Source organism: Pseudomonas sp. FP2335, assembly GCF_030687535.1.
Classification (GTDB): Bacteria; Pseudomonadota; Gammaproteobacteria; order Pseudomonadales; family Pseudomonadaceae; genus Aquipseudomonas.
Window position 1 is genome coordinate 1,378,642 of sequence record NZ_CP117437.1, and the last position, 18,570, is coordinate 1,397,211.

At 57.4% G+C, this 18,570-nt stretch carries 16 protein-coding genes and 1 pseudogene; 8 read left to right on the top strand and 9 right to left on the bottom strand.

What is annotated here, in order from left to right; genetic code table 11:
• Positions 1-8 precede the first annotated feature (8 nt).
• Positions 9-788 carry a ferredoxin-NADP reductase gene (gene fpr / locus PSH81_RS06020; RefSeq protein ID WP_024073760.1) on the top strand — a complete coding sequence of 260 codons (780 nt, stop codon included), beginning with the start codon at positions 9-11 and terminating at the stop codon, positions 786-788.
• A 133-nt stretch (positions 789-921) separates the two neighbouring features.
• Here the strand turns inward: fpr and tsaA are convergent, their stop codons facing one another.
• The 5 genes from tsaA to rimO form a co-directional block, all read right to left on the bottom strand.
• Positions 922-1,617: a tRNA (N6-threonylcarbamoyladenosine(37)-N6)-methyltransferase TrmO gene (tsaA, locus tag PSH81_RS06025; protein WP_305392162.1), complete on the bottom strand. Its 696-nt coding sequence runs from the start codon at positions 1,615-1,617 to the stop codon at positions 922-924.
• A 3-nt stretch (positions 1,618-1,620) separates the two neighbouring features.
• The gene (locus PSH81_RS06030) at positions 1,621-2,082 is read right to left on the bottom strand and encodes a DUF1456 family protein (RefSeq protein ID WP_032893248.1); all 462 of its coding nucleotides are present in this window, start codon (positions 2,080-2,082) and stop codon (positions 1,621-1,623) included.
• 69 nt (positions 2,083-2,151) lie between these two features.
• Complete coding sequence (locus tag PSH81_RS06035) at positions 2,152-2,862, bottom strand: rRNA pseudouridine synthase (RefSeq protein ID WP_192297272.1); 711 nt, start codon at positions 2,860-2,862, stop codon at positions 2,152-2,154.
• Positions 2,863-2,889: 27 nt separating this feature from the next.
• Positions 2,890-3,423, bottom strand: coding sequence for a GNAT family N-acetyltransferase (locus tag PSH81_RS06040; protein WP_226455910.1), 534 nt, complete (start codon positions 3,421-3,423; stop codon positions 2,890-2,892).
• A gap of 104 nt (positions 3,424-3,527) precedes the next feature.
• Positions 3,528-4,868, bottom strand: a complete 1,341-nt coding sequence (rimO, locus tag PSH81_RS06045) for a 30S ribosomal protein S12 methylthiotransferase RimO (protein ID WP_003231334.1) — start codon at positions 4,866-4,868, stop codon at positions 3,528-3,530.
• A gap of 376 nt (positions 4,869-5,244) precedes the next feature.
• Between rimO and PSH81_RS06050 the strand changes: the two are divergent.
• The 3 genes and pseudogenes from PSH81_RS06050 to PSH81_RS06060 form a co-directional block, all read left to right on the top strand.
• Positions 5,245-5,652, top strand: a pseudogene (locus tag PSH81_RS06050) (hypothetical protein); the annotation flags it as partial.
• A complete protein-coding gene (locus PSH81_RS06055) occupies positions 5,637-6,614 on the top strand; it encodes a phage baseplate assembly protein V (protein WP_305392163.1) in 978 nt (325 codons plus the stop codon). The pseudogene PSH81_RS06050 and the gene PSH81_RS06055, both read left to right, overlap by 16 nt.
• A gap of 46 nt (positions 6,615-6,660) precedes the next feature.
• Positions 6,661-8,001, top strand: a complete 1,341-nt coding sequence (locus PSH81_RS06060) for a hypothetical protein (RefSeq protein WP_305392164.1) — start codon at positions 6,661-6,663, stop codon at positions 7,999-8,001.
• A gap of 84 nt (positions 8,002-8,085) precedes the next feature.
• On the opposite strand, the gene PSH81_RS06065 is transcribed toward PSH81_RS06060, so the two are convergent.
• Positions 8,086-9,321, bottom strand: coding sequence for a hypothetical protein (locus PSH81_RS06065; protein ID WP_305392165.1), 1,236 nt, complete (start codon positions 9,319-9,321; stop codon positions 8,086-8,088).
• A gap of 680 nt (positions 9,322-10,001) precedes the next feature.
• Between PSH81_RS06065 and PSH81_RS06070 the strand changes: the two genes are divergently transcribed.
• From PSH81_RS06070 to PSH81_RS06080, 3 genes are all read left to right on the top strand, one after another.
• The gene (locus PSH81_RS06070) at positions 10,002-10,796 is read left to right on the top strand and encodes a DNA adenine methylase (RefSeq protein WP_305392166.1); all 795 of its coding nucleotides are present in this window, start codon (positions 10,002-10,004) and stop codon (positions 10,794-10,796) included.
• A 392-nt stretch (positions 10,797-11,188) separates the two neighbouring features.
• Complete coding sequence (locus PSH81_RS06075) at positions 11,189-13,090, top strand: potassium transporter Kup (protein WP_192297271.1); 1,902 nt, start codon at positions 11,189-11,191, stop codon at positions 13,088-13,090.
• Positions 13,091-13,216: 126 nt separating this feature from the next.
• Positions 13,217-14,323, top strand: coding sequence for an NADH:flavin oxidoreductase/NADH oxidase (locus PSH81_RS06080; RefSeq protein ID WP_226455909.1), 1,107 nt, complete (start codon positions 13,217-13,219; stop codon positions 14,321-14,323).
• Between the two features lie 42 nt (positions 14,324-14,365).
• On the opposite strand, the gene PSH81_RS06085 is transcribed toward PSH81_RS06080, so the two are convergent.
• The gene (locus PSH81_RS06085) at positions 14,366-15,535 is read right to left on the bottom strand and encodes a DUF418 domain-containing protein (protein WP_305392167.1); all 1,170 of its coding nucleotides are present in this window, start codon (positions 15,533-15,535) and stop codon (positions 14,366-14,368) included.
• Between the two features lie 2 nt (positions 15,536-15,537).
• Complete coding sequence (locus PSH81_RS06090) at positions 15,538-16,134, bottom strand: TetR/AcrR family transcriptional regulator (protein WP_305392168.1); 597 nt, start codon at positions 16,132-16,134, stop codon at positions 15,538-15,540.
• Between the two features lie 257 nt (positions 16,135-16,391).
• On the opposite strand from PSH81_RS06090, the gene PSH81_RS06095 reads away from it, so the two are divergent.
• A complete protein-coding gene (locus tag PSH81_RS06095) occupies positions 16,392-16,577 on the top strand; it encodes a hypothetical protein (protein ID WP_105520645.1) in 186 nt (61 codons plus the stop codon).
• A gap of 48 nt (positions 16,578-16,625) precedes the next feature.
• Here PSH81_RS06095 and PSH81_RS06100 read toward each other — a convergent pair whose 3' ends face one another.
• Complete coding sequence (locus tag PSH81_RS06100) at positions 16,626-18,251, bottom strand: glucan biosynthesis protein D (RefSeq protein WP_305392169.1); 1,626 nt, start codon at positions 18,249-18,251, stop codon at positions 16,626-16,628.
• Between the last annotated feature and the right edge of the window lie 319 nt (positions 18,252-18,570).

Consider the following 18,570-nt stretch of genomic DNA (forward strand, 5'->3'; position numbering starts at 1 on the left):
CCCCGTACATGAGCAACATGAACCACGAGCGTGTCCTCAGTGTTCATCACTGGAACGACACTCTGTTCAGCTTCAAGTGCACCCGCGATCCGGGCCTGCGCTTCGAGAACGGTCAGTTCGTGATGATCGGCCTGCAACAGCCCAACGGCCGCCCGCTCATGCGCGCTTACTCCATCGCCAGCCCGAACTGGGAAGAGCATCTGGAGTTCTTCAGCATCAAGGTGCCGGATGGCCCGCTGACTTCCCAATTGCAACACTTGAAGGAAGGCGACGAGATCATCATCAGCAAAAAACCGACAGGCACCCTGGTGCTTGACGATTTGAAGCCGGGCAAGCACCTGTACCTGCTCAGCACCGGTACTGGCCTCGCGCCATTTATGAGCGTGATCCAGGACCCGGAAACCTACGAGCGTTTCGAGAAAGTGATCCTGTGCCACGGCGTGCGTTACGTCAACGAAGTCGCCTACCGCGAATTCATCACCGAGCACCTGCCGCAGAACGAGTTCTTCGGCGAGGCCCTGCGTGAGAAGTTGATCTACTACCCAACCGTGACCCGCGAGCCGTTCGAAAACGAAGGCCGCCTGACCGACCTGATGCGCAGCGGCAAGCTGTTCCGCGACATCGGCCTGCCACCGATCAACCCCGAGGACGACCGCGCCATGCTGTGCGGCAGCCCAAGCATGTTGGACGAGACCAGCGAAGTGCTGAACAGCTTCGGCCTGAAGGTTTCGCCGCGGATGCGTGAGCCGGGTGACTACTTGATCGAGCGTGCATTCGTCGAGAAGTAATACTGGGTCAGTAACAACGCAGATCCAAAAATGTGGGAGCGGGCTTGCTCGCGAATGCGGTGTGTCAGTCACAGCTGTATTGACTGAACCACCGTATTCGCGAGCAAGCCCGCTCCCACATTTGGTTTGCGCTTTATTCAGCTGCAAGCACTTCCAGCACGCATATGGTTCCAGCTTCAGGATAGTGCCAGCGCACATCCACATCCCAGAACTGCACACCGTACTCCCGCTCCGGCCCTGGCGTCTGATATGCCGGCCGCGGGTCCTGCGCCAGACACTGCTCAATCAACGCCACCAACGGCTCATCCAGCCGCTGGGCGTGGCCCTGTGCCTGGTGCAAGGCGGTCTTCAGCCACTGCACGGGAATCAGTGCCGGCGCGCCGCTGGCCATGCTGTTGGTGGCGGTGTCGATAATGTCGGCATAGGGCACATAAGGCTTGATGTCCAGCACCGGCGTGCCATCGAGCAGATCAATCCCGGAAATCCACAGCCGCCCCGGCTCGACCTTGTCCAGCTTTACCACCGACTGACCAATACCATTGGGCCGGTGGGTCGCGCGGGTGGCAAACACGCCCATGGAGGTGTTGCCACCCAAGCGCGGCGGGCGCACTTTCAGGCGCGGTTTGTCTTCCAGGGCCTGGTGGAACAGGAACAGCAGCCACACATGGCTGACCTGCTCCAGGCCCTGTACCGCCTCGCCGCCGTCGAACGGCGCCACCAGTTCCAGCACGCCCCGAGCGGCTGGCGCCAGTTGCGGTTGGCGCGGGATGGCGAACTTCTCCTTGAAGCAGGAGCGCACAAAGCCGACGGGCGAGACGTTGTAGCTCATGGCTTACGCACGCACTCGCAGGGTCAGGCCCTTGAGGAAGTTACGCAGCAACTGGTCGCCGCAGGTGCGGTAGTTGGTGTGGCCGAACTTGCGGAACAACGCGCTCAGCTCAGGCTTGGACACCGGGAACTCAGCGGCCTTGAGGATGGCGTGCATGTCGTCTTCTTTCAGTTCGAAGGCCACGCGCAGTTTCTTGAGGATGATGTTGTTGGTCACCGGAGTCTCGATCGGCTGCGGCGGACGGCTTTCGTCCTTGCCACGCTTGAAGATCACCAGGCCATCGAGGAAGTGCGCCATGACTTCATCCGGGCAGAACACGAAGCCTTCTTCCTCGTCCTTCTTGAGGTAGGTCAGCAGGTCGTCCTTGGTCACGTCCATGCCGCCGAGCTTGATGATCTCGACCATCTTGTTGTCGCTGATGTCGAGCATGTAGCGCACGCTACGCAGTACGTCGTTGTGAATCATGGTGGGTAATCCTGGTATTCAACTGGGGACACCGCCGAAAACAGGCGGTGTCGAGAAAAGGGCGGCGGTTTAGAACTTTTCTTTGGTGGACAGGTAGCGCCACTGGCCGACCGGCACTTTGCCGATGGACACGCCACCGATGCGGATACGACGAATGGCGATGACCTTCAGGCCAACCGCTTCGCAGAACAGTGCGATCACGCCCGGCTGCGGGTTCTTCATCGCAAAGCGCAGGCGGTTTTCGTTCTGCCAGCTGGCTTTGACCGCCGGCAGTTCCTTGCCTTTGTACGTCAGGCCGTGGTTCAGGCGGTTGAGGCCGTGGGCAACCATGTCGCCTTCGACCTCCACCACGTATTCCTGCTCGATCTTGGCGGCATCGGCGGTCAACTTGCGCAGAATCTTCCAGTCCTGGGTAAACACCAGCAGACCACTGGCCTTGGCTTGCAGGTCGGCGCTGGCTGTCAGGCGCAGGAAGTGGCCTTTTAGCGGGCGTTTGCCGAAACGGTGTTCTTCGGACAGGGTTTCGGCGCTGATCGAGGCCAGTGCGGTCTCGGCGTCTACGCCGGCCGGGGCGTGCAGCAGGATGGTCACAGGCTCCGGCGCGGTGGCCTTGGCCTCGGGGTCGAGTTCGACCTTCTGGGTGGTGACCTTGAACTGCGGCTCGTCGATCACTTCACCGTCCACCGAGACCCAGCCGCCTTCGATGAACAGCTCAGCCTCCCGACGGGAGCAACCGACCAGTTCGATAAGGCGTTTGGAGAGGCGTATGGGGTCAGTCATGACAAGGGCCGTAACAAAAGGGGGCGGCTATTGTACCTGTGTGGGGCCGGTTAATCCCGGCCCCATTTCGGTGCTGTGGTTTTTTGTGGGGTCCGACAAGCCAGTTCCCACAGAAGAGCGCAAACGCATGTGCAGCAAAGGGTACGGTTGCCCGAGACCATCATGCTCTGTCCGTCCGATCACCTCGAAGCCCTGCTTGAAGTAGAAGCCCAGGGCCTGTGGGTTCTGCTCATTCACGTCCAGTTCATCGGCATTCATGTGTTCAATGGCATAGCGCAGAAGTTGCCGACCAAGGCCCTGGCCCCGGTACTGCGGGTCGATAAACAACATCTCCACCTTGCCCGCCGCCACCCCGGCAAACCCGGTGATGCGTTGGCGCGGGTCTTTGGTGCAGATCAGCATGACGGTGTCCAGATAGCGCGTCAGCACCAAGTCTTTTAGCAACACGATGTAACTGTCCGGCAGGAAATCATGGGTCGCCCGCACCGAGGTCTCCCAGATCTGCGCCAACTGCGGGTAGTCGCTGACGTTAGGTGTGTAGATAACCGAATGCTGACGCATGCCCGCTGCCCCTTGCCGATGATTGATGCCGATGGGCAAAACGATAGACGTAAAAAAGCCCTGCATCTTGTCCAGAAGCAGGGCTTTTTCAAATCTTTACCGCATCAGTCGCGCTTTTCAGCCCACAGGTCGTATTCGTCGGCATCGGTCACGGTGCACCAGACCTTGTCGCCCGGCTTCAAACCGCTGGCATCGTCGATAAACACGTTACCGTCGATCTCCGGCGCATCGAAGAAGCAACGGCCAACGGCGCCTTGCTCGTCGACTTCGTCGATCAACACTTCGATTTCCTTGCCGATGCGCAGTTGCAGGCGCGCCGAGCTGATCGCCTGCTGGTGCGCCATGAAGCGCTCCCAACGGTCTTGCTTGACGTCGTCCGGCACCACGGCCAGGTCCAGCAGGTTGGCCGGGGCGCCTTCCACCGGCGAGTACTGGAAGCAGCCTACGCGGTCCAGTTGCGCTTCGGTCAGCCAGTCCAGCAGGTACTGGAAGTCTTCTTCGGTTTCGCCAGGGAAGCCGACGATGAAGGTGGAACGGATGATCAGCTCCGGGCAGATCTCGCGCCAGTTCTTGATACGCGCCAGGGTCTTGTCTTCGAAGGCCGGGCGTTTCATGGCTTTCAGGACTTTCGGGCTGGCGTGCTGGAACGGGATGTCCAGGTACGGCAGGATCTTGCCGGCGGCCATCAGCGGGATCAGCTCGTCCACGTGCGGGTACGGGTAAACGTAGTGCAGGCGCACCCACACACCCAGGCTGCTCAAGGCTTCGCACAGTTCGGTCATGCGGGTTTTCACCGGCGCGCCGTTCCAGAAACCGGTGCGGTACTTCACGTCGACGCCGTAGGCGCTGGTGTCCTGGGAGATCACCAACAGCTCTTTCACGCCAGATTTGACCAGGCGTTGGGCCTCGTCCAGCACATCACCGACCGGACGGCTGACCAACTTGCCGCGCATCGACGGGATGATGCAGAAGCTGCAACTGTGGTTGCAGCCTTCGGAAATCTTCAGGTACGCATAGTGACGCGGGGTCAGCTTGATGCCCTGTGGCGGTACCAGGTCGATCAACGGATTGTGATCCTGGCGCGGCGGCACCACCTCGTGCACGGCGTTGACCACCTGCTCATACTGCTGCGGACCGGTCACGGCCAGCACGCTCGGGTGCACGTTGCGGATATTGCCTTCTTCCACGCCCATGCAGCCGGTCACGATAACCTTGCCGTTTTCCTTGATGGCTTCGCCGATCACTTCCAGGGACTCAGCCTTGGCCGAATCGATGAAACCGCAGGTGTTGACCACCACCACATCGGCGTCCTGGTAAGTGGACACGACGTCATAGCCTTCCATACGCAGTTGCGTGAGGATGCGCTCGGAGTCGACGAGTGCCTTCGGGCACCCCAGGGAAACAAAGCCAACCTTGGGGTTGGCTTTTGCGATGGTGGTGGACATGTCTAACCTCGGTATTAAATGACGCCGCCAGTCGGGCACGACAAGGCGGTAGACGGGCGCTTGGTGCGCCTCTGATCAAAAAGTGCGCAATTCTAGCGACGGGCAGCGCACTTGACCAGCTTTATGCAGGGAAATGCGACGAGTGCTGCGCTGCAGGATTTGCGATTGCCTACGGATACTCTTCAGTCAGTGCTTGCACAACCTCAGCGGCATTCTTCGAGCCGTCTGTCGAAAACAGAAGGTGCCTTTTGGGGCATCTAATTTCCGATCGGAATCTTCCAGCGTTCAAACCTAGGTCAACAGAGTAGCTGAGCAGCGCCGACATCAGCTAGGCGAAGCACAGCACGTTAGTGAGTAGTGGGTGCTGAACCAGTGCCGCTTCGATCTGCGCGCCGTACTTGAAAAGATAAGCAAGCACACGGACTTGAAACTCCGCGTGCCGGACAGCTCATACACGCGGGTCAAAGCCCCGTTCTTCTACAGCCTGGCCACCGGCTACGAGGCGATGGACAGCCTGGCTCGGGTTTTCTCTATCGACGACTTGATCTGGCAGCAACAGGGCAACGGCGAAGTGTTCGTGGGCAAGTGGGCCGATAGCTTTTTCAGCGCCCGTGCGCCCCTGCAGCTGCCCACCGAGCTGTTCGACGGCTACCAGGACAACCAGAGCGCCATGATCGCGGCGCTCCCAGGCATGCGCCCAGGCGCGACAATCAACCAGGGCGAGCGGGTCACTTCGGTGACGCTGGCCGGCACTCAGATGGCATTGAAATGGAAGACGCAATAAAACGAGCGGTAGAACGCCAGTTTCCCGAATTGACCGGTGGCTATCACCTGCCACGGTTCGCCAAGGTGATTGCCGTGCCTGATGCACCTGCCGGCGCCGGCGTCTGTGACGACTTCCGGCCGCGCTTTGGCGTTGACCTGCAGGTGCTCGGCCCGGACGGAGAGGTGGACGCGAGCCTGCCGGTGCTGTCTGGCGTGCCGCTGCCTGTGCCGGTTGGTGGCGACGAAATGGGCTTCTATGCCTTCCCGGAGGAGGGCACCACGGTTGTGGTGTGCTTTGCGTATGGGTTGCCGCACAAGCCCTATATCCAGACGGTGCTGCCCCACGGCCTGACCCTGCCAAGTGTGCCGAAAGGCGACCAGGTGTGGCAGCACAGCGAAGCCTGCCAGCAGCGCGTCGACGCGGACGGCAACTGGCTACGCCAAACGGACGGCAAGATCCAGGACAAGGCGGTCCAGCGGGAAGTGGAGGCAATGGAGAACACCGAGAGCTTCCAGAGCCACACCAGGACGGTGGACGACCATTCAACCGAGTCAGTGGGTGGGATCAAGAAGATCGAGGCGCTGGGCGCACTCAAGCTGCTGTCAGGCGGATCTGCGAGCCTGGCGGCGGTGGATGATCTGCACCAGGCGACCGGACGGGATTTGAACCTGGTGGTGGGGCAGAAGCATAACGCCACGGTGGGTGGTGATATGGAGGAACGGATTCAGGGGCTGCGCGAGAGCGTTTCCGGGATTAGTCAGAGCATGGTCTCGCCAAAAAGCTGGGTTGGTTCTGTAGAGGTAAACTCGTTGAGAGTCTTATGCGAGTTGATTGACTTGGTATCTGAGATGAATCGCCTATTGTCGGTACACACGCACGCTCCTGGGTCAAGTCCAAGCCCATTGGACGCTAGTAGCTTCCAGAAGATGTCCGCTGATGCGACTTTGCTTTCCATAGGACTTAAGCATATAACCCTCTGAGGTGAAGCAGTGGATGCTTTTGCCACTATAGGGCTTGGGTGGTTGTATGCGGTTTAATAGTGCTGATATTGAAAGTCTGGTAAGTAGAAGTCTGGTTATTGAGTGCTTTGAAATTACTCTAATGCAGAATGTTGATGAGTCTCCATTTATATTCTGTGGTCCTGGAAGCATTGAAACTCAATCAGATGGGCAGCTTTCGTTAAAGATGTACGACACTACAAAGAAAAGCTCTATGAGCCAGATGATACGGTATGGGTTGTATAGTCAAACTGGAATTGTGCCTGAATCAGATTATTTTTCACTGCGTGCCATAGACTCTTCAGGAAATATTTGGGTGGCTCCGCGTCTCTATATATATGACGGGTTAAGGATGACTTCTCATGGAACCATAGTCGAGTTTCAAATTCCCGATATTCGTACTGAGCGTAGTCACCCTCGTTCAGATTTAGACGGGATTAGCATTGCCAGTGCTGTTATTGCTGGAAAATTTCGCATGCCGTTTAATAAGTGGCAAGACCAATCTGACGGTTCCAGTTCAGTATCTGCACTTGATTTTGAAATTGATGGAGCAAAATTAAAGCTTTCGCAGAAGGCTAAGCATTTGGAGCTTGAGGTTGAGAGCAGCATTAGGGAAATAGATCATGAGCTACTCATGACTATTTCTGAGTCGATCAGTATTGCAATTGGACGGGATGCGTGGCCTGCGTATTATAGGTTGTATAATAACGGTGTTACTAGGTCGTTCATTAGCGGAAGGCCGGATGTAAAGGGGCTTGGTATGATAAAGCCTCTTGTGGATGTATTTCCATATAAGATCGCTAAGTTAGTATCTTTCGTGAATTGCTATGTCAATAATCGTCAGGAGGAGCATCGTCATTTAGTATATTACTGGCGCCGCCTGTATCATGTTTCTAGTAGGATTGGAGATGTGGCTGCTTTAGTTTTGACTGTGAATATTGAAGGGCTTGTGAACAATTACTTTTCTGAGGGTAGGGTGCCTTCAGAACGTGTTTTGGGGGAGGTACGTCATAGCAAGAAACTAATAAAGTCTTTGAAGCTTCCAGGTAGTACTAATTCTCGCATTAAAAATGTATTGGGAGCTATGAAAAAGCTTAGCGCTCCTAATATATTAAGAGTATTGGAGAAGGAAGGTGTTATAGAAACTACTCATGTGAAAAGCTGGAATGATCTACGCCACTCACTCGCCCATGCCGGAAACTCAGAGTCGGACCCGGTGACTACCAATCAATTTTTTTTAGACATAGAAAGTTGTCTAGATTTGTTCTATAGATTAATTGGTTTGAGCGTTGGATATGACTCCTTTTTGGTCGAGGGTAGTGAGGACTTAAAGCCTGCGGATATAATGGTGGAAGAAAAGAAGGTGTAGCATGAGTATTAGTTGTCTGGTGCTGCAATGGAGTTCGTAGGAGTCCATCCTTGGCTCCTGCTTTCTATAAGTTTTGCTGCAGTGTTATGGTGTTTCTAGATCTTTTTTAAAGGCGTTGTATAAATCGTCTGGATGAGGGAAGTGTTCTTTACTTAAAAGGTATTGAGCAGAGCCGAAATCAAGTTGTTGGACGTTCATGAAACAAATTGGACCCTCTGATAGGAATCGAATTGTTTCTTGATGTGGCGGAAGTACAGGGGCGTCAGAGCTGAAATCTTTGTTAGATTGCTCGAAGTTTTCGGCTTCCCATAGTTCGGTGTTGTCATTATCTAATGTTATGCCATGCTGGAGTGTGCAGGTGCTATGTTTTCGTAAGTATGGTTGGTCGCCTTGAGTGTCTGTGTTTTGCCCGTATATAAAAATTAGAGGTGATTGGTCGTCTTGTATTTTTGGAATGTATACTACTATTGCGGCCAATTTGAACTGATATTTGGTATGGTTGTCGATGGTGTCCATAGTTAGGATGCCATCTTTCGAGAAGTCTACGATGCTAGCTAGACCAGAGCAGTGGCCGTTTATGAAGTCGCAACCATAGGTTATTTCGTCTCCCTGTATAAGCTGTAGAATGGAGTGCGCTTTCTTTGGTTCGCTTATCAAAAAAACATCTGGCGCAGTTACGTTTTTTATATTGTTTACTTGCAATGCATGAATCAGGCGCTCAACAGTAATAGCCTTTATTTTGTTGTCTAGCTCTCCATATACCGCTTTGGTAAGGCGATATGCCCGGTCTAAGTCTGTTCTGCCTTGGCCCTCTAAATATGGTGCGCCAATCACTGGGCCGAAGAAGTTATCAAGATCTGATAGGAGGTTGATTAGTACTCTTGAAACTTCGTTCTCCCGTAATAGTACTGCGCTATGTGTGATGCTATTTCTCCAGCCTTCAACTTTTAATAGAGTTTTTTTGAATTTGTCCGTCATGGCAAAGCCGCATATATCTTTGAGTCGGTCAATTGACTCTTTGAATGTTATGGTGTGTACGCCGTCGGCTTCGTATAGCTCGTTTATCGTTCCTTCCCTACGGCTTATAAATGCTTGTTTAAGCCTTGTGATGTCACTAAATAATAGGAGTTCGTTATTTTCTTTCAATGCAAGCTTGAAAAGTATTTCTATTCCATGCTGGATGGAAAGTACAGAGTCTTTTAACGCTGAGAAACGCAAGGGATCTTCCGCGCGCTCTCCAAGTAGGCGCTCGTATGTTTCCAAGTGGCTGTAGCCTTTTTTTAAAGAGTCAAGTCCATTTTCAATCAGCGAAATTCTCATTCGTCTTCCTAGATTTAAGGCTGTGGGATTAATTTTTTACAGTGATGATTGATCTGTATGCATAAATCGTCGCATGCAAAAGTGGTACGAAAAGCAATAGATATGTTAGTGGCTCACTTGTTTGCATGTGGATTTGGAGTCTGCCTTGCAGTCGTTAAACCGGCAACGGCGAGACGGTACATCAGGACATTTAACAACACAGAAGCGGTTCATTGAAAAAAAATAGTCATGAAAAGCACTTATCCCCCTCCCGCCGACGGGCTTTGCGTGCTTTTTTTGTGCAAAGCGGTGGGGTAGTGCAATCAACCCCGCAGCCCGCGCCGGCCGGGCGTCTTGTAGGGGAGCCAGCCTTTTCACTCATTGCAAAGATTTTCAGTGGAATGCAAAACATCTGCACGATCAGCCTGAGATCCTCCCAAATGCTGCAAACCCAAAGGCCCCCGGCCCGTGGGGACGAAAATTAGAAAATCCAGAAAATCAGAGATTTTTGTTTTTGGGTGTGATCCAAAAAGTGATGGGTAATTTATCTGGTCTGGTAACCGAAAAACCGGCAAAGCCCTTATAAACCGTGGCTTACAGAAGAGTACTGGTTCAAAGATTCTTTGCACTAATTGAACCCAGGGAGGCAGCATTAAAGTATGATGAATACTGTTTATATATACAGTAAGGATCTAGTTTAAATGTCTGTACCAATCGTTCCATGGATGGGCGGAAAACGCCGCTTGGCCGACCGACTTATCCCGCTTTTCCCTCCCCATGAATGCTATGTCGAAGTCTTTGCCGGCGGCGCCGCGCTCTACTTCATGCGTCCGCAGGCCGCACCAGTTGAAGTCCTCAACGATATAAACGGTGACCTGGTGACGCTTTACCGAGTTGTGCAAAACCACCTGGAAGAGTTCGTGCGCCAGTTCAAGTGGGCAATCAGCTCGCGGCAGGTGTTTGAATGGCAAAAAATGACTCGCCCCGAAACCCTCACTGACATCCAGCGAGCTGCCCGTTTCTTCTACCTGCAGCATCACGCCTTTGCGGGCAAGGTCTCCGGCCAGTCGTTCGGCACCGCTACTACAGCCCCTGCCATCAACCTGCTGCGGATCGAGGAGAACCTATCTGCCGCGTGGCAACGCCTATCTGGCACCTACGTGGAGAACCTGTCCTGGTTGGAGTGTGCGGAGCGCTATGATCGCGCCCACACCTTCCATTACATGGACCCGCCTTACTGGCAGACCGCAGGTTACGGAGTGGACTTCGCATTTGATAACTACGAGCGCATGGCCGACTTTATGCGGCGCTGCAAGGGCAAGGTCATGGTCAGCATCAACGACCACCCGGACATTCGTCGGGTGTTTGAGGGCTTTCATTTTGAGACCGTAGACATTCGGTACAGCACGACCAACCAGCGGCAGGGGAAGGCTGAGGTCAGCGGTGAGCTGGTGATAATGAACTGGGAGCCAGCGGCTTTGGGCGGGTTGTTCTGATCGAAGGGAGGGCAGTGGATTAATGTGTAGGGTGAATATCTTTAGGGCACCCCAGGGAAACAAAGCCAACCTTGGGGTTGGCTTTTGCGATGGTGGTGGACATGTCTAACCTCGGTATTAAATGACGCCGCCAGTCGGGCACGACGAGGCGGTAGACGGGCGCTTGGTGCGCCTCTGATCAAAAAGTGCGCAATTCTAGCGACGGGCAGCGCACTTGACCAGCTTTATGCAGGGAAATGCGACGAGTGCTGCGCTATGCTTCGCGCCGTTGCCCATAGGTAAAACGCCAAGGTCAATAAAACGTCTGTTACGAGAAGTAAAACAGCGCATGCTAGGGTCAGCTTAGAAGCGTTGTTTATAAGAGACCTCAGGTCAAAGGGCAGGAGTGGTTGATGGGTCAGGCAAGTAGTCCGGCGGCAGGCGCCGCGCATTCCACTGCAAAGCCGATTGGCATGCTGGTGGCAGCGGTCGGGGTGGTTTATGGCGATATTGGGACCAGCCCGCTCTACACCCTTAAAGAGGTGTTCAACGGTGGTTATGGGGTTCAGGTCAACCATGACGGTGTGCTGGGTATCCTGGCGCTGATCTTCTGGTCGCTGATCTGGGTGGTATCGATCAAGTACATGTTGTTCGTGCTGCGCGCCGACAACCAGGGCGAGGGCGGCATCATGGCGCTGACTGCCTTGGCGCGTCGGGCGGCGGGGGAGCGCAAGAAGCTGCGCAGCTTCCTGGTGGTGTGCGGCCTCTGCGGGGCGGCGTTGTTCTACGGCGACAGCATGATCACCCCGGCGATTTCCGTGTTGTCGGCGGTGGAAGGCCTGGAACTGGCATTCGACGGCCTGGAGAAATGGGTCGTGCCCATCGCCCTGGTCGTGCTGGTGGCGCTGTTCCTGATCCAGAAACACGGCACCGACCACATCGGCAAGCTGTTCGGGCCGGTGATGGTGACCTGGTTCCTGGTGCTGGGCGGTCTCGGTGTGTATGGCATCACCTTGCACCCGGAGGTGCTCAATGCCATGAACCCGATCTGGGCCGTGCGCTTCTTCCAGGCCCATCCCGGCATCGGCGTGGCGATCCTCGGCGCGGTGGTGCTGGCACTGACCGGCGCCGAAGCGCTGTATGCCGACATGGGCCACTTTGGCCGTAAACCCATCGCCCGTGCCTGGTTCATGCTGGTGCTGCCGGCGCTGGTGCTCAACTATTTCGGCCAGGGCGCGATGTTGCTGGGCGACCCGGAAGCCGCGCGCAACCCGTTCTATCTGCTGGCGCCGAGCTGGGCGTTGATCCCGCTGGTGGTGCTGTCCACCCTGGCCACGGTGATTGCGTCCCAGGCGGTCATCTCCGGTGCGTTCTCGCTGACGCGCCAGGCGATCCAGTTGGGCTACATCCCGCGCATGCATATCCAGCACACCTCCAGTGCCGAGCAGGGCCAGATCTACATCGGTGCGGTGAACTGGTCGCTGATGGTCGGCGTGATTTTGCTGGTGCTGGGCTTCGAGTCCTCCAACGCACTGGCTTCGGCCTACGGCGTGGCGGTGACCGGCACCATGTTGATGACCACCATCCTGGTATCGGCGGTGATGCTGCTGCTGTGGAAATGGCCGCCGATCCTGGCGGTGCCGGTATTGGTCTGCTGCCTGTTGGTCGACGGCCTGTACTTTGCTGCCAACGTACCGAAGATCATCCAGGGCGGCGCCTTCCCGGTGCTGGCGGGGATCGTGCTGTTCATCCTGATGACCACCTGGAAGCGCGGCAAGCAATTGCTGGTGGACCGCCTCGACGAAGGCGGCCTGCCGTTGCCGATCTTTATCAGCAGCATCCGCGTGCAGCCGCCCCATCGCGTGCAGGGCACCGCGGTGTTCCTCACCGCCCGCCCGGACGCCGTGCCCCACGCGCTGTTGCACAACCTGCTGCATAACCAGGTGCTGCATGAGCAAGTGGTGCTGCTGACAGTGGTGTATGAAGATATTCCTCGGGTGCCGGTGGAGCGGCGCTTCGAGGTGGATTCGTTTGGCGACGGCTTCTTCCGCGTGATCCTGCATTTCGGTTTTACCGATGAGCCGGATGTGCCTGAGGCGCTGAAACTGTGCCACCTGGATAACCTGGATTTCAGCCCGATGCGCACCACCTACTTCCTCAGCCGCGAGACCGTGATCGCGTCGAAGATCGAAGGCATGGCGCGCTGGCGCGAAAGTCTGTTCGCCTTCATGTTGAAGAATGCCAACGGCAACCTGCGCTTCTTCAAACTCCCTGTAAACCGCGTGATCGAGCTGGGCACCCAGGTCGAAATGTAGGTTTTTGCAGCACGGGGGCCGGCAATCGGCCCCCGCTTGATGTTCTGAACCCTGTGCAAACCACCGTTGTCGACTAGGCTCTAAACACTGTTGAACAGTGCCCATAGAACCCAGAAGAGGTGCGCCATGAGTCAGCTGCTCGAACCCTATACCCTGCGCCAATTGACCCTGCTCAACCGCATCGCGGTATCGCCGATGTGCCAGTATTCGTCCGATGACGGCTTGGCCAATGACTGGCACCTGGTGCACCTCGGCAGTCGTGCCGTGGGTGGCGCAGGCCTGATCTTCACCGAAGCCACCGCCGTGACCGCCGACGGCCGTATCACCGCCCAGGACCTGGGCCTGTGGAATGACGCACAGATCGAACCATTGCAACGCATCACCCGTTTTATCGCGGCCCAGGGCGCGGTGGCCGGGATTCAACTGGCCCACGCCGGGCGCAAGGCCAGCACCCATCGGCCGTGGATCGGCAAGCATGGCAGCGTCAAGCCGGAGGACGGCGGCTGGGTGCCGGTGGGGCCATCGCCGATTGCCTTCGACCCTCAGCACACCCAACCCAGGCAACTCGATGAAGCGCAGATCCAGCAGGTGATCGCCGACTTTGTCGCCGCCGCCAAGCGTGCCTTGACCGCAGGTTTTGAAGTGGTGGAAATCCATGCCGCCCATGGTTACCTGCTGCATCAATTTCTCTCGCCGATCAGCAATCAGCGCCAGGATCTGTACGGCGGATCGTTTGAAAACCGCATCCGCCTGGTCTTGCAGGTAACCCAAGCGGTGCGCGACGTCTGGCCGCAAGAGCTGCCGCTGTTTGTGCGAGTATCGGCCACCGACTGGGTCGAAGACGGCTGGAACCCTGACGAAACCGTGGAATTGGCGCGCCGCCTCAAGGACCTCGGCGTGGATTTGATCGACGTCTCGTCCGGTGGTACCGCCGCCAATGCCGAGATTCCTACCGGCCCCGGCTACCAGACGCGCTTCGCCGAGCGGGTGCGCAAGGAATCGGGGATCGCCACCGGCACCGTTGGCATGATCACCGAACCGGCCCAGGCCGAGCACATCCTGCGCACCTGTCAGGCCGACATCATCTTCCTCGCCCGTGAGTTGCTGCGCGACCCGTACTGGCCGCTGCATGCCGACGATGACTTGGGTGGGCGCAAGGCGATCTGGCCGGCGCAGTACCAACGGGCGACGCATCGGGACCAGCCGATCCATGAGTCGGACCTGCGCGACTGACCCCTTGTGTCGAGTCGAAACCCACCGCAACAGGTGGGTTTTTTACAGGCTGCGCCGCCAGCTTGGCCACGCCCACAAGGTGGCCGCCCGCAGCAACCATTCCAACGGCCCGTAGGGATGACTGCGCAGCCAGCGTGCGCTGCACCACCGTTGCAAGGCAAAGATCCCCAGCACCACGGGCAGCATCAGCAGCGGTTCGAGCCGGTTGATCAAGCCTGCGCCATAACCGCTGAACAGCACCCCCAACAGCGCCGATTGCAGCAGGTAGTTACTCAGGGCCATCTTGCCCATGGGCGCCAACCACTGGCATAAGCGGGCGCCGGCGGCAGTGCTGAACAGTGCCAGCATCGACATCGCATAGGCCGCGCTCAACAGCGGTGCGGTGAGTTGGCCGAGGCCAAAGGCGAAGGTTTCGAGGCCGCCGCCGGGTGCATAGGCGGCGCTCACGGCATAGATCAGCGCACCCGGCAGGCCCACGGCAAGTGTGATGAGCAGCAGGCGCCGCAGGTGCGGTTCCCAGCGATAAGGTGTGACCAGTAATTGGTTGCGCCCAGCGGCATAACCGAAGAAGAACATCGCCAGGGCGCTCGGTCCTTGCAGCAGCCATAACGCCTGCACGGTCTGCCACAGGTGAGCACTGTGAAAGCGCAAGGTCTCCAGGGCACTGCCGCTGAATGCCGCGAGTTTGGTCGAGGCCTCACTGCTCGAGGTCGCGCTGAAGTCGCCGGCCAGCGCTTGCAGCACGCCGAGCGCCATCCATGCCGAACAGGCAACCGTTACCAGGCCGACGCCCCAGCGACATGCCGTGGCCGGCGACAGATTGCGCGCCGCCAGCAGCACCAGGCCAAGCAATGCGTAGGTGGACAGAATTTCGCCATAGTAGAGCAGGGCGCCGTGGGCGACGCCCAGGGCCAGCAACGCCAGTTGCCGGCGCACCATGCGCGGTACAAACGCCGCCTCGGCGCGTTCTGCGGCGGCCATCTGCAAGGTAAAGCTGTAGCCGAACAGAAAGGAAAACAGCAGGTAGAACTTGGTTTCGAACAGCAGTGAAATCCCCAGGCGCACCCAGTGATCGGCCGTACTCGCGTAGTCGGGATTGCTGAGGGGCGAGGCGTAGTAAGGGTCGGCAAATGCACAAATGTTCACCACCAGGATGCCCAGCAGCGCAAAACCGCGCAACGCGTCGACGTGTATCAGGCGTGTCGGCGTCATGTTCAACGGCCTTGCAGCAGGTGCACCACCAAGCCGCGCAGCACGTCAGTCTGTTGGTCTGGGTGGAAGTCCGCATCGGCCGCCACCCGGGCAAACATGCCATCGATCAGGGTAACCACCCAACTGGCCGCCTCCGGCGCGGTCAACGAGGTGTGCAGTTGCCCGGCGTTCTCGGCGGCCTTGATCAGCGCCTCCAAGCCTTCGCGCAGGTAGCGGTCGTTGGCCTTCATCAAGTGTGCGACGGCCTCATCGCGGTGGCCCAATGCCGAGATTTCCAAGGCCAGGCCCGCGTAATGGCGGTCGCAGGCCAATTCACAGGTGTAGTCCACAAACGCCAGCAGTGCGGCCATCGGATCTGCGGCGGCAGCCAAGGGCGCCATGCCTTGTTTGATCTGCTCGCCTTCGCGGGCCACCAGTGCCAACAGCAGCTCGTATTTACTTGCGAAATAGTGGAACAGGTTGCCGGCGCTCATCCCGGCGGCGGTGCAGATGTCGGCCGTGCGCGTGGCGACAAAGCCGGCTTCGGCAAAACAGCGCGAAGCGGCATCGAGCAGGGCCATGCGTTTGTTTTCACGTTGTTGCGGATCGACGGTACGCATGCTCGCCTCATTGATTAATTGAGTGGTCACTTAATTAAATGGCGAGTAGGAAAAATCTGCAAGCTTTTTGCTCAAAACCAATTATTTAAGTGATTACTCTAAAAAAGTCGCACGCTTGGCGAGATCGTTTCTACGCTTAGGGTACGTCTGATTTCTGGCCCAGGGAGTCAGTCGGTTCGCTCACTGAGGCATTGCGCTTCACGGGAGGCAGGTGATGGGCATCAGGAACAGTTGATTGAAATCAGGAGTAGTAGTCCATGGCCAAGTCCTATGGGGTTGCGGGTGCGGTTGCGTTTTTTCTGACCCGCAGAGTGTCGTTGCGGGGTCGAAGGTTGAGCTCGGATGAGGCCGAATTGCTGGCGCAGTACCGCGCCCTGACCGAGAACGATCAAGTGGCGATGCGGTATCTGATTGGGGCAATGAAAAGTGTGTCGCGCTTTTAGATCCAACGTGTGGCGAGGGAGCAGGCTCTCTCGCCACAGCTCAGTTGATCAGGTGTACTTGCGCTGCTCCGGCGCCGGTGGGAAGTACTGGTACAGCCAGGTTTCACTCAGGGTGCGGTCCTGGGTGCGGATGAACAGGCGCAGTTCCACCGGGTCCACACTGTCGCTGGTCGGGTACCAGTCGAACAGGATGCGGTAGCCCTTGATGTTATCCAGCACCAGTACGCTGAAATCCTTCACCTCACCGTGGGAGCAGGTCACCACCGGCTCGATCCCGGTGCCCGGTGGCAGGCGATCGAGGCCGCCGCCCTTGAAGTCCACGGCAAAACGGCGCGCCCACACCGGCGGGTAATGCTCGCCCGGTGCCCAGCCCTCGGTGAAGCCCCCCATGCCGGAACGGGTCGCGTCGACCTGGGCCAACGGCGTACTCACCGGGGGCAGGGCGCTCCAGTACAGTTTGTAGCCGTAGTTGAGGGAGTCGCCGGCGGCCACGGGTTTTTTCGGGGTCCAGAAGGCCACGATGTTATCCAGGGTTTCGCCGGTGGTAGGAATTTCCAACAGGTCGATAGAGCCTTCGCCCCACGCGGTGGTCGGTTCGACCCACAGGCTCGGCCGCTTGCTGTACCAGTCCACGGTGTCCTGGTAGCTGGCGAACTCATGGTCGGTCTGCACCAGGCCGAAGCCTTTCGGGTCTTTGTCGGCGAACGCGTTGAATTGCAGTTTGGCCGGGTTGTTCAGCGGGCGGCAGATCCACTCGCCATTGCCGCGCCACATCGCCAGGCGATCCGAATCGTGGATCTGCGGGTGGATGGTGTCGCACATGCGGCGCTCATGGGTGCCACAGCTGAACATGCTGGTCATCGGTGCGATGCCCAGTTGTTCGATGGTGGTACGTGCATTGATGTGGGCATCGATGGCCATCACCACCTGGTTGGCCTGGCAGTCGATGTCGAAGCGGTAGGCGCCGGTGGCGCTTGGTGAGTCGAGCAGGGCGTAGACCACGAAGCGGGTGGCGTCCTTGTCCGGGGTTTCGAACCAGAACTGGGTTAAGTCGGGGAACTCTTCGCGCTTTTTCGCGTAGGTATCGATCGCCAGGCCGCGTGCGGAAAGGCCGTACTGGCCGGTGGAATCCACCGCGCGGAAGTAGCTGGCGCCGAGGAAGGACAGCACGTCATGGCGATCCAGCTCCGGGGCCTTGAACAGCTTGAAGCCTGAGAAACCCAGGTCGCCGGTCAATTGCTTGGTGTCGACCGTGGTTTTTTCGTAGTTGAACAGCGAAGGGCGGAAATGCACCTCGCGCGCCTCACGGGTCTTGGGGTCGACGCTGTGCATGCGCACCGGCGTCTTGAAACCCATGCCGACGTGGAAGAACTGCACGTCCAACTGGCCGTTCAATTCCTTCCACAGCGAATGCTTGCCGTCGTAGCCGATGGCGTTGAAATTCTGCGGGGTCATGCTCGCCAGGGTCGGCGGCAGCACCTGCTTGGTGTCTTTATAGGCGGTTCCAGCGAGCTGCTTGGCCTGGGTCTTGAGCGTATCGAAATCGAACGCCACGGCCTTGCCATCGGCGGCACGGTTCCCGGCCCAGGCCTGGGCGGCCAGCAGGCCGCTGGCCGACAAACCGGTGTAAGCCGCAATGGCCATGGACGCTTTGAGCAAATTCCTGCGGTGCATAGAGACAACCTGTCGTGAGCAAATCCCGCGCCGTTCCTGGCACGTAGCGGATCAGAAATTACGGTTCGGACATGCCTTCGGCCAAACGCAACGGACAATAAACAGACGCCGGATAGCTTAAGCGGTTCGCAGGTGTAGGAAAATTGATTGATAGCGGGGTGATGGCATTGCAAGTGCGACAAGACATTTCCGGGGGCTTGGATGATCACTCAACTCAAGAATGATGAAGATCCAATGTGGGAGCGGGCTTGCTCGCGAAGACGGTACATCAGACACACATGTGTTGACTGACACACCACTTTCGCGAGCAAGCCCGCTC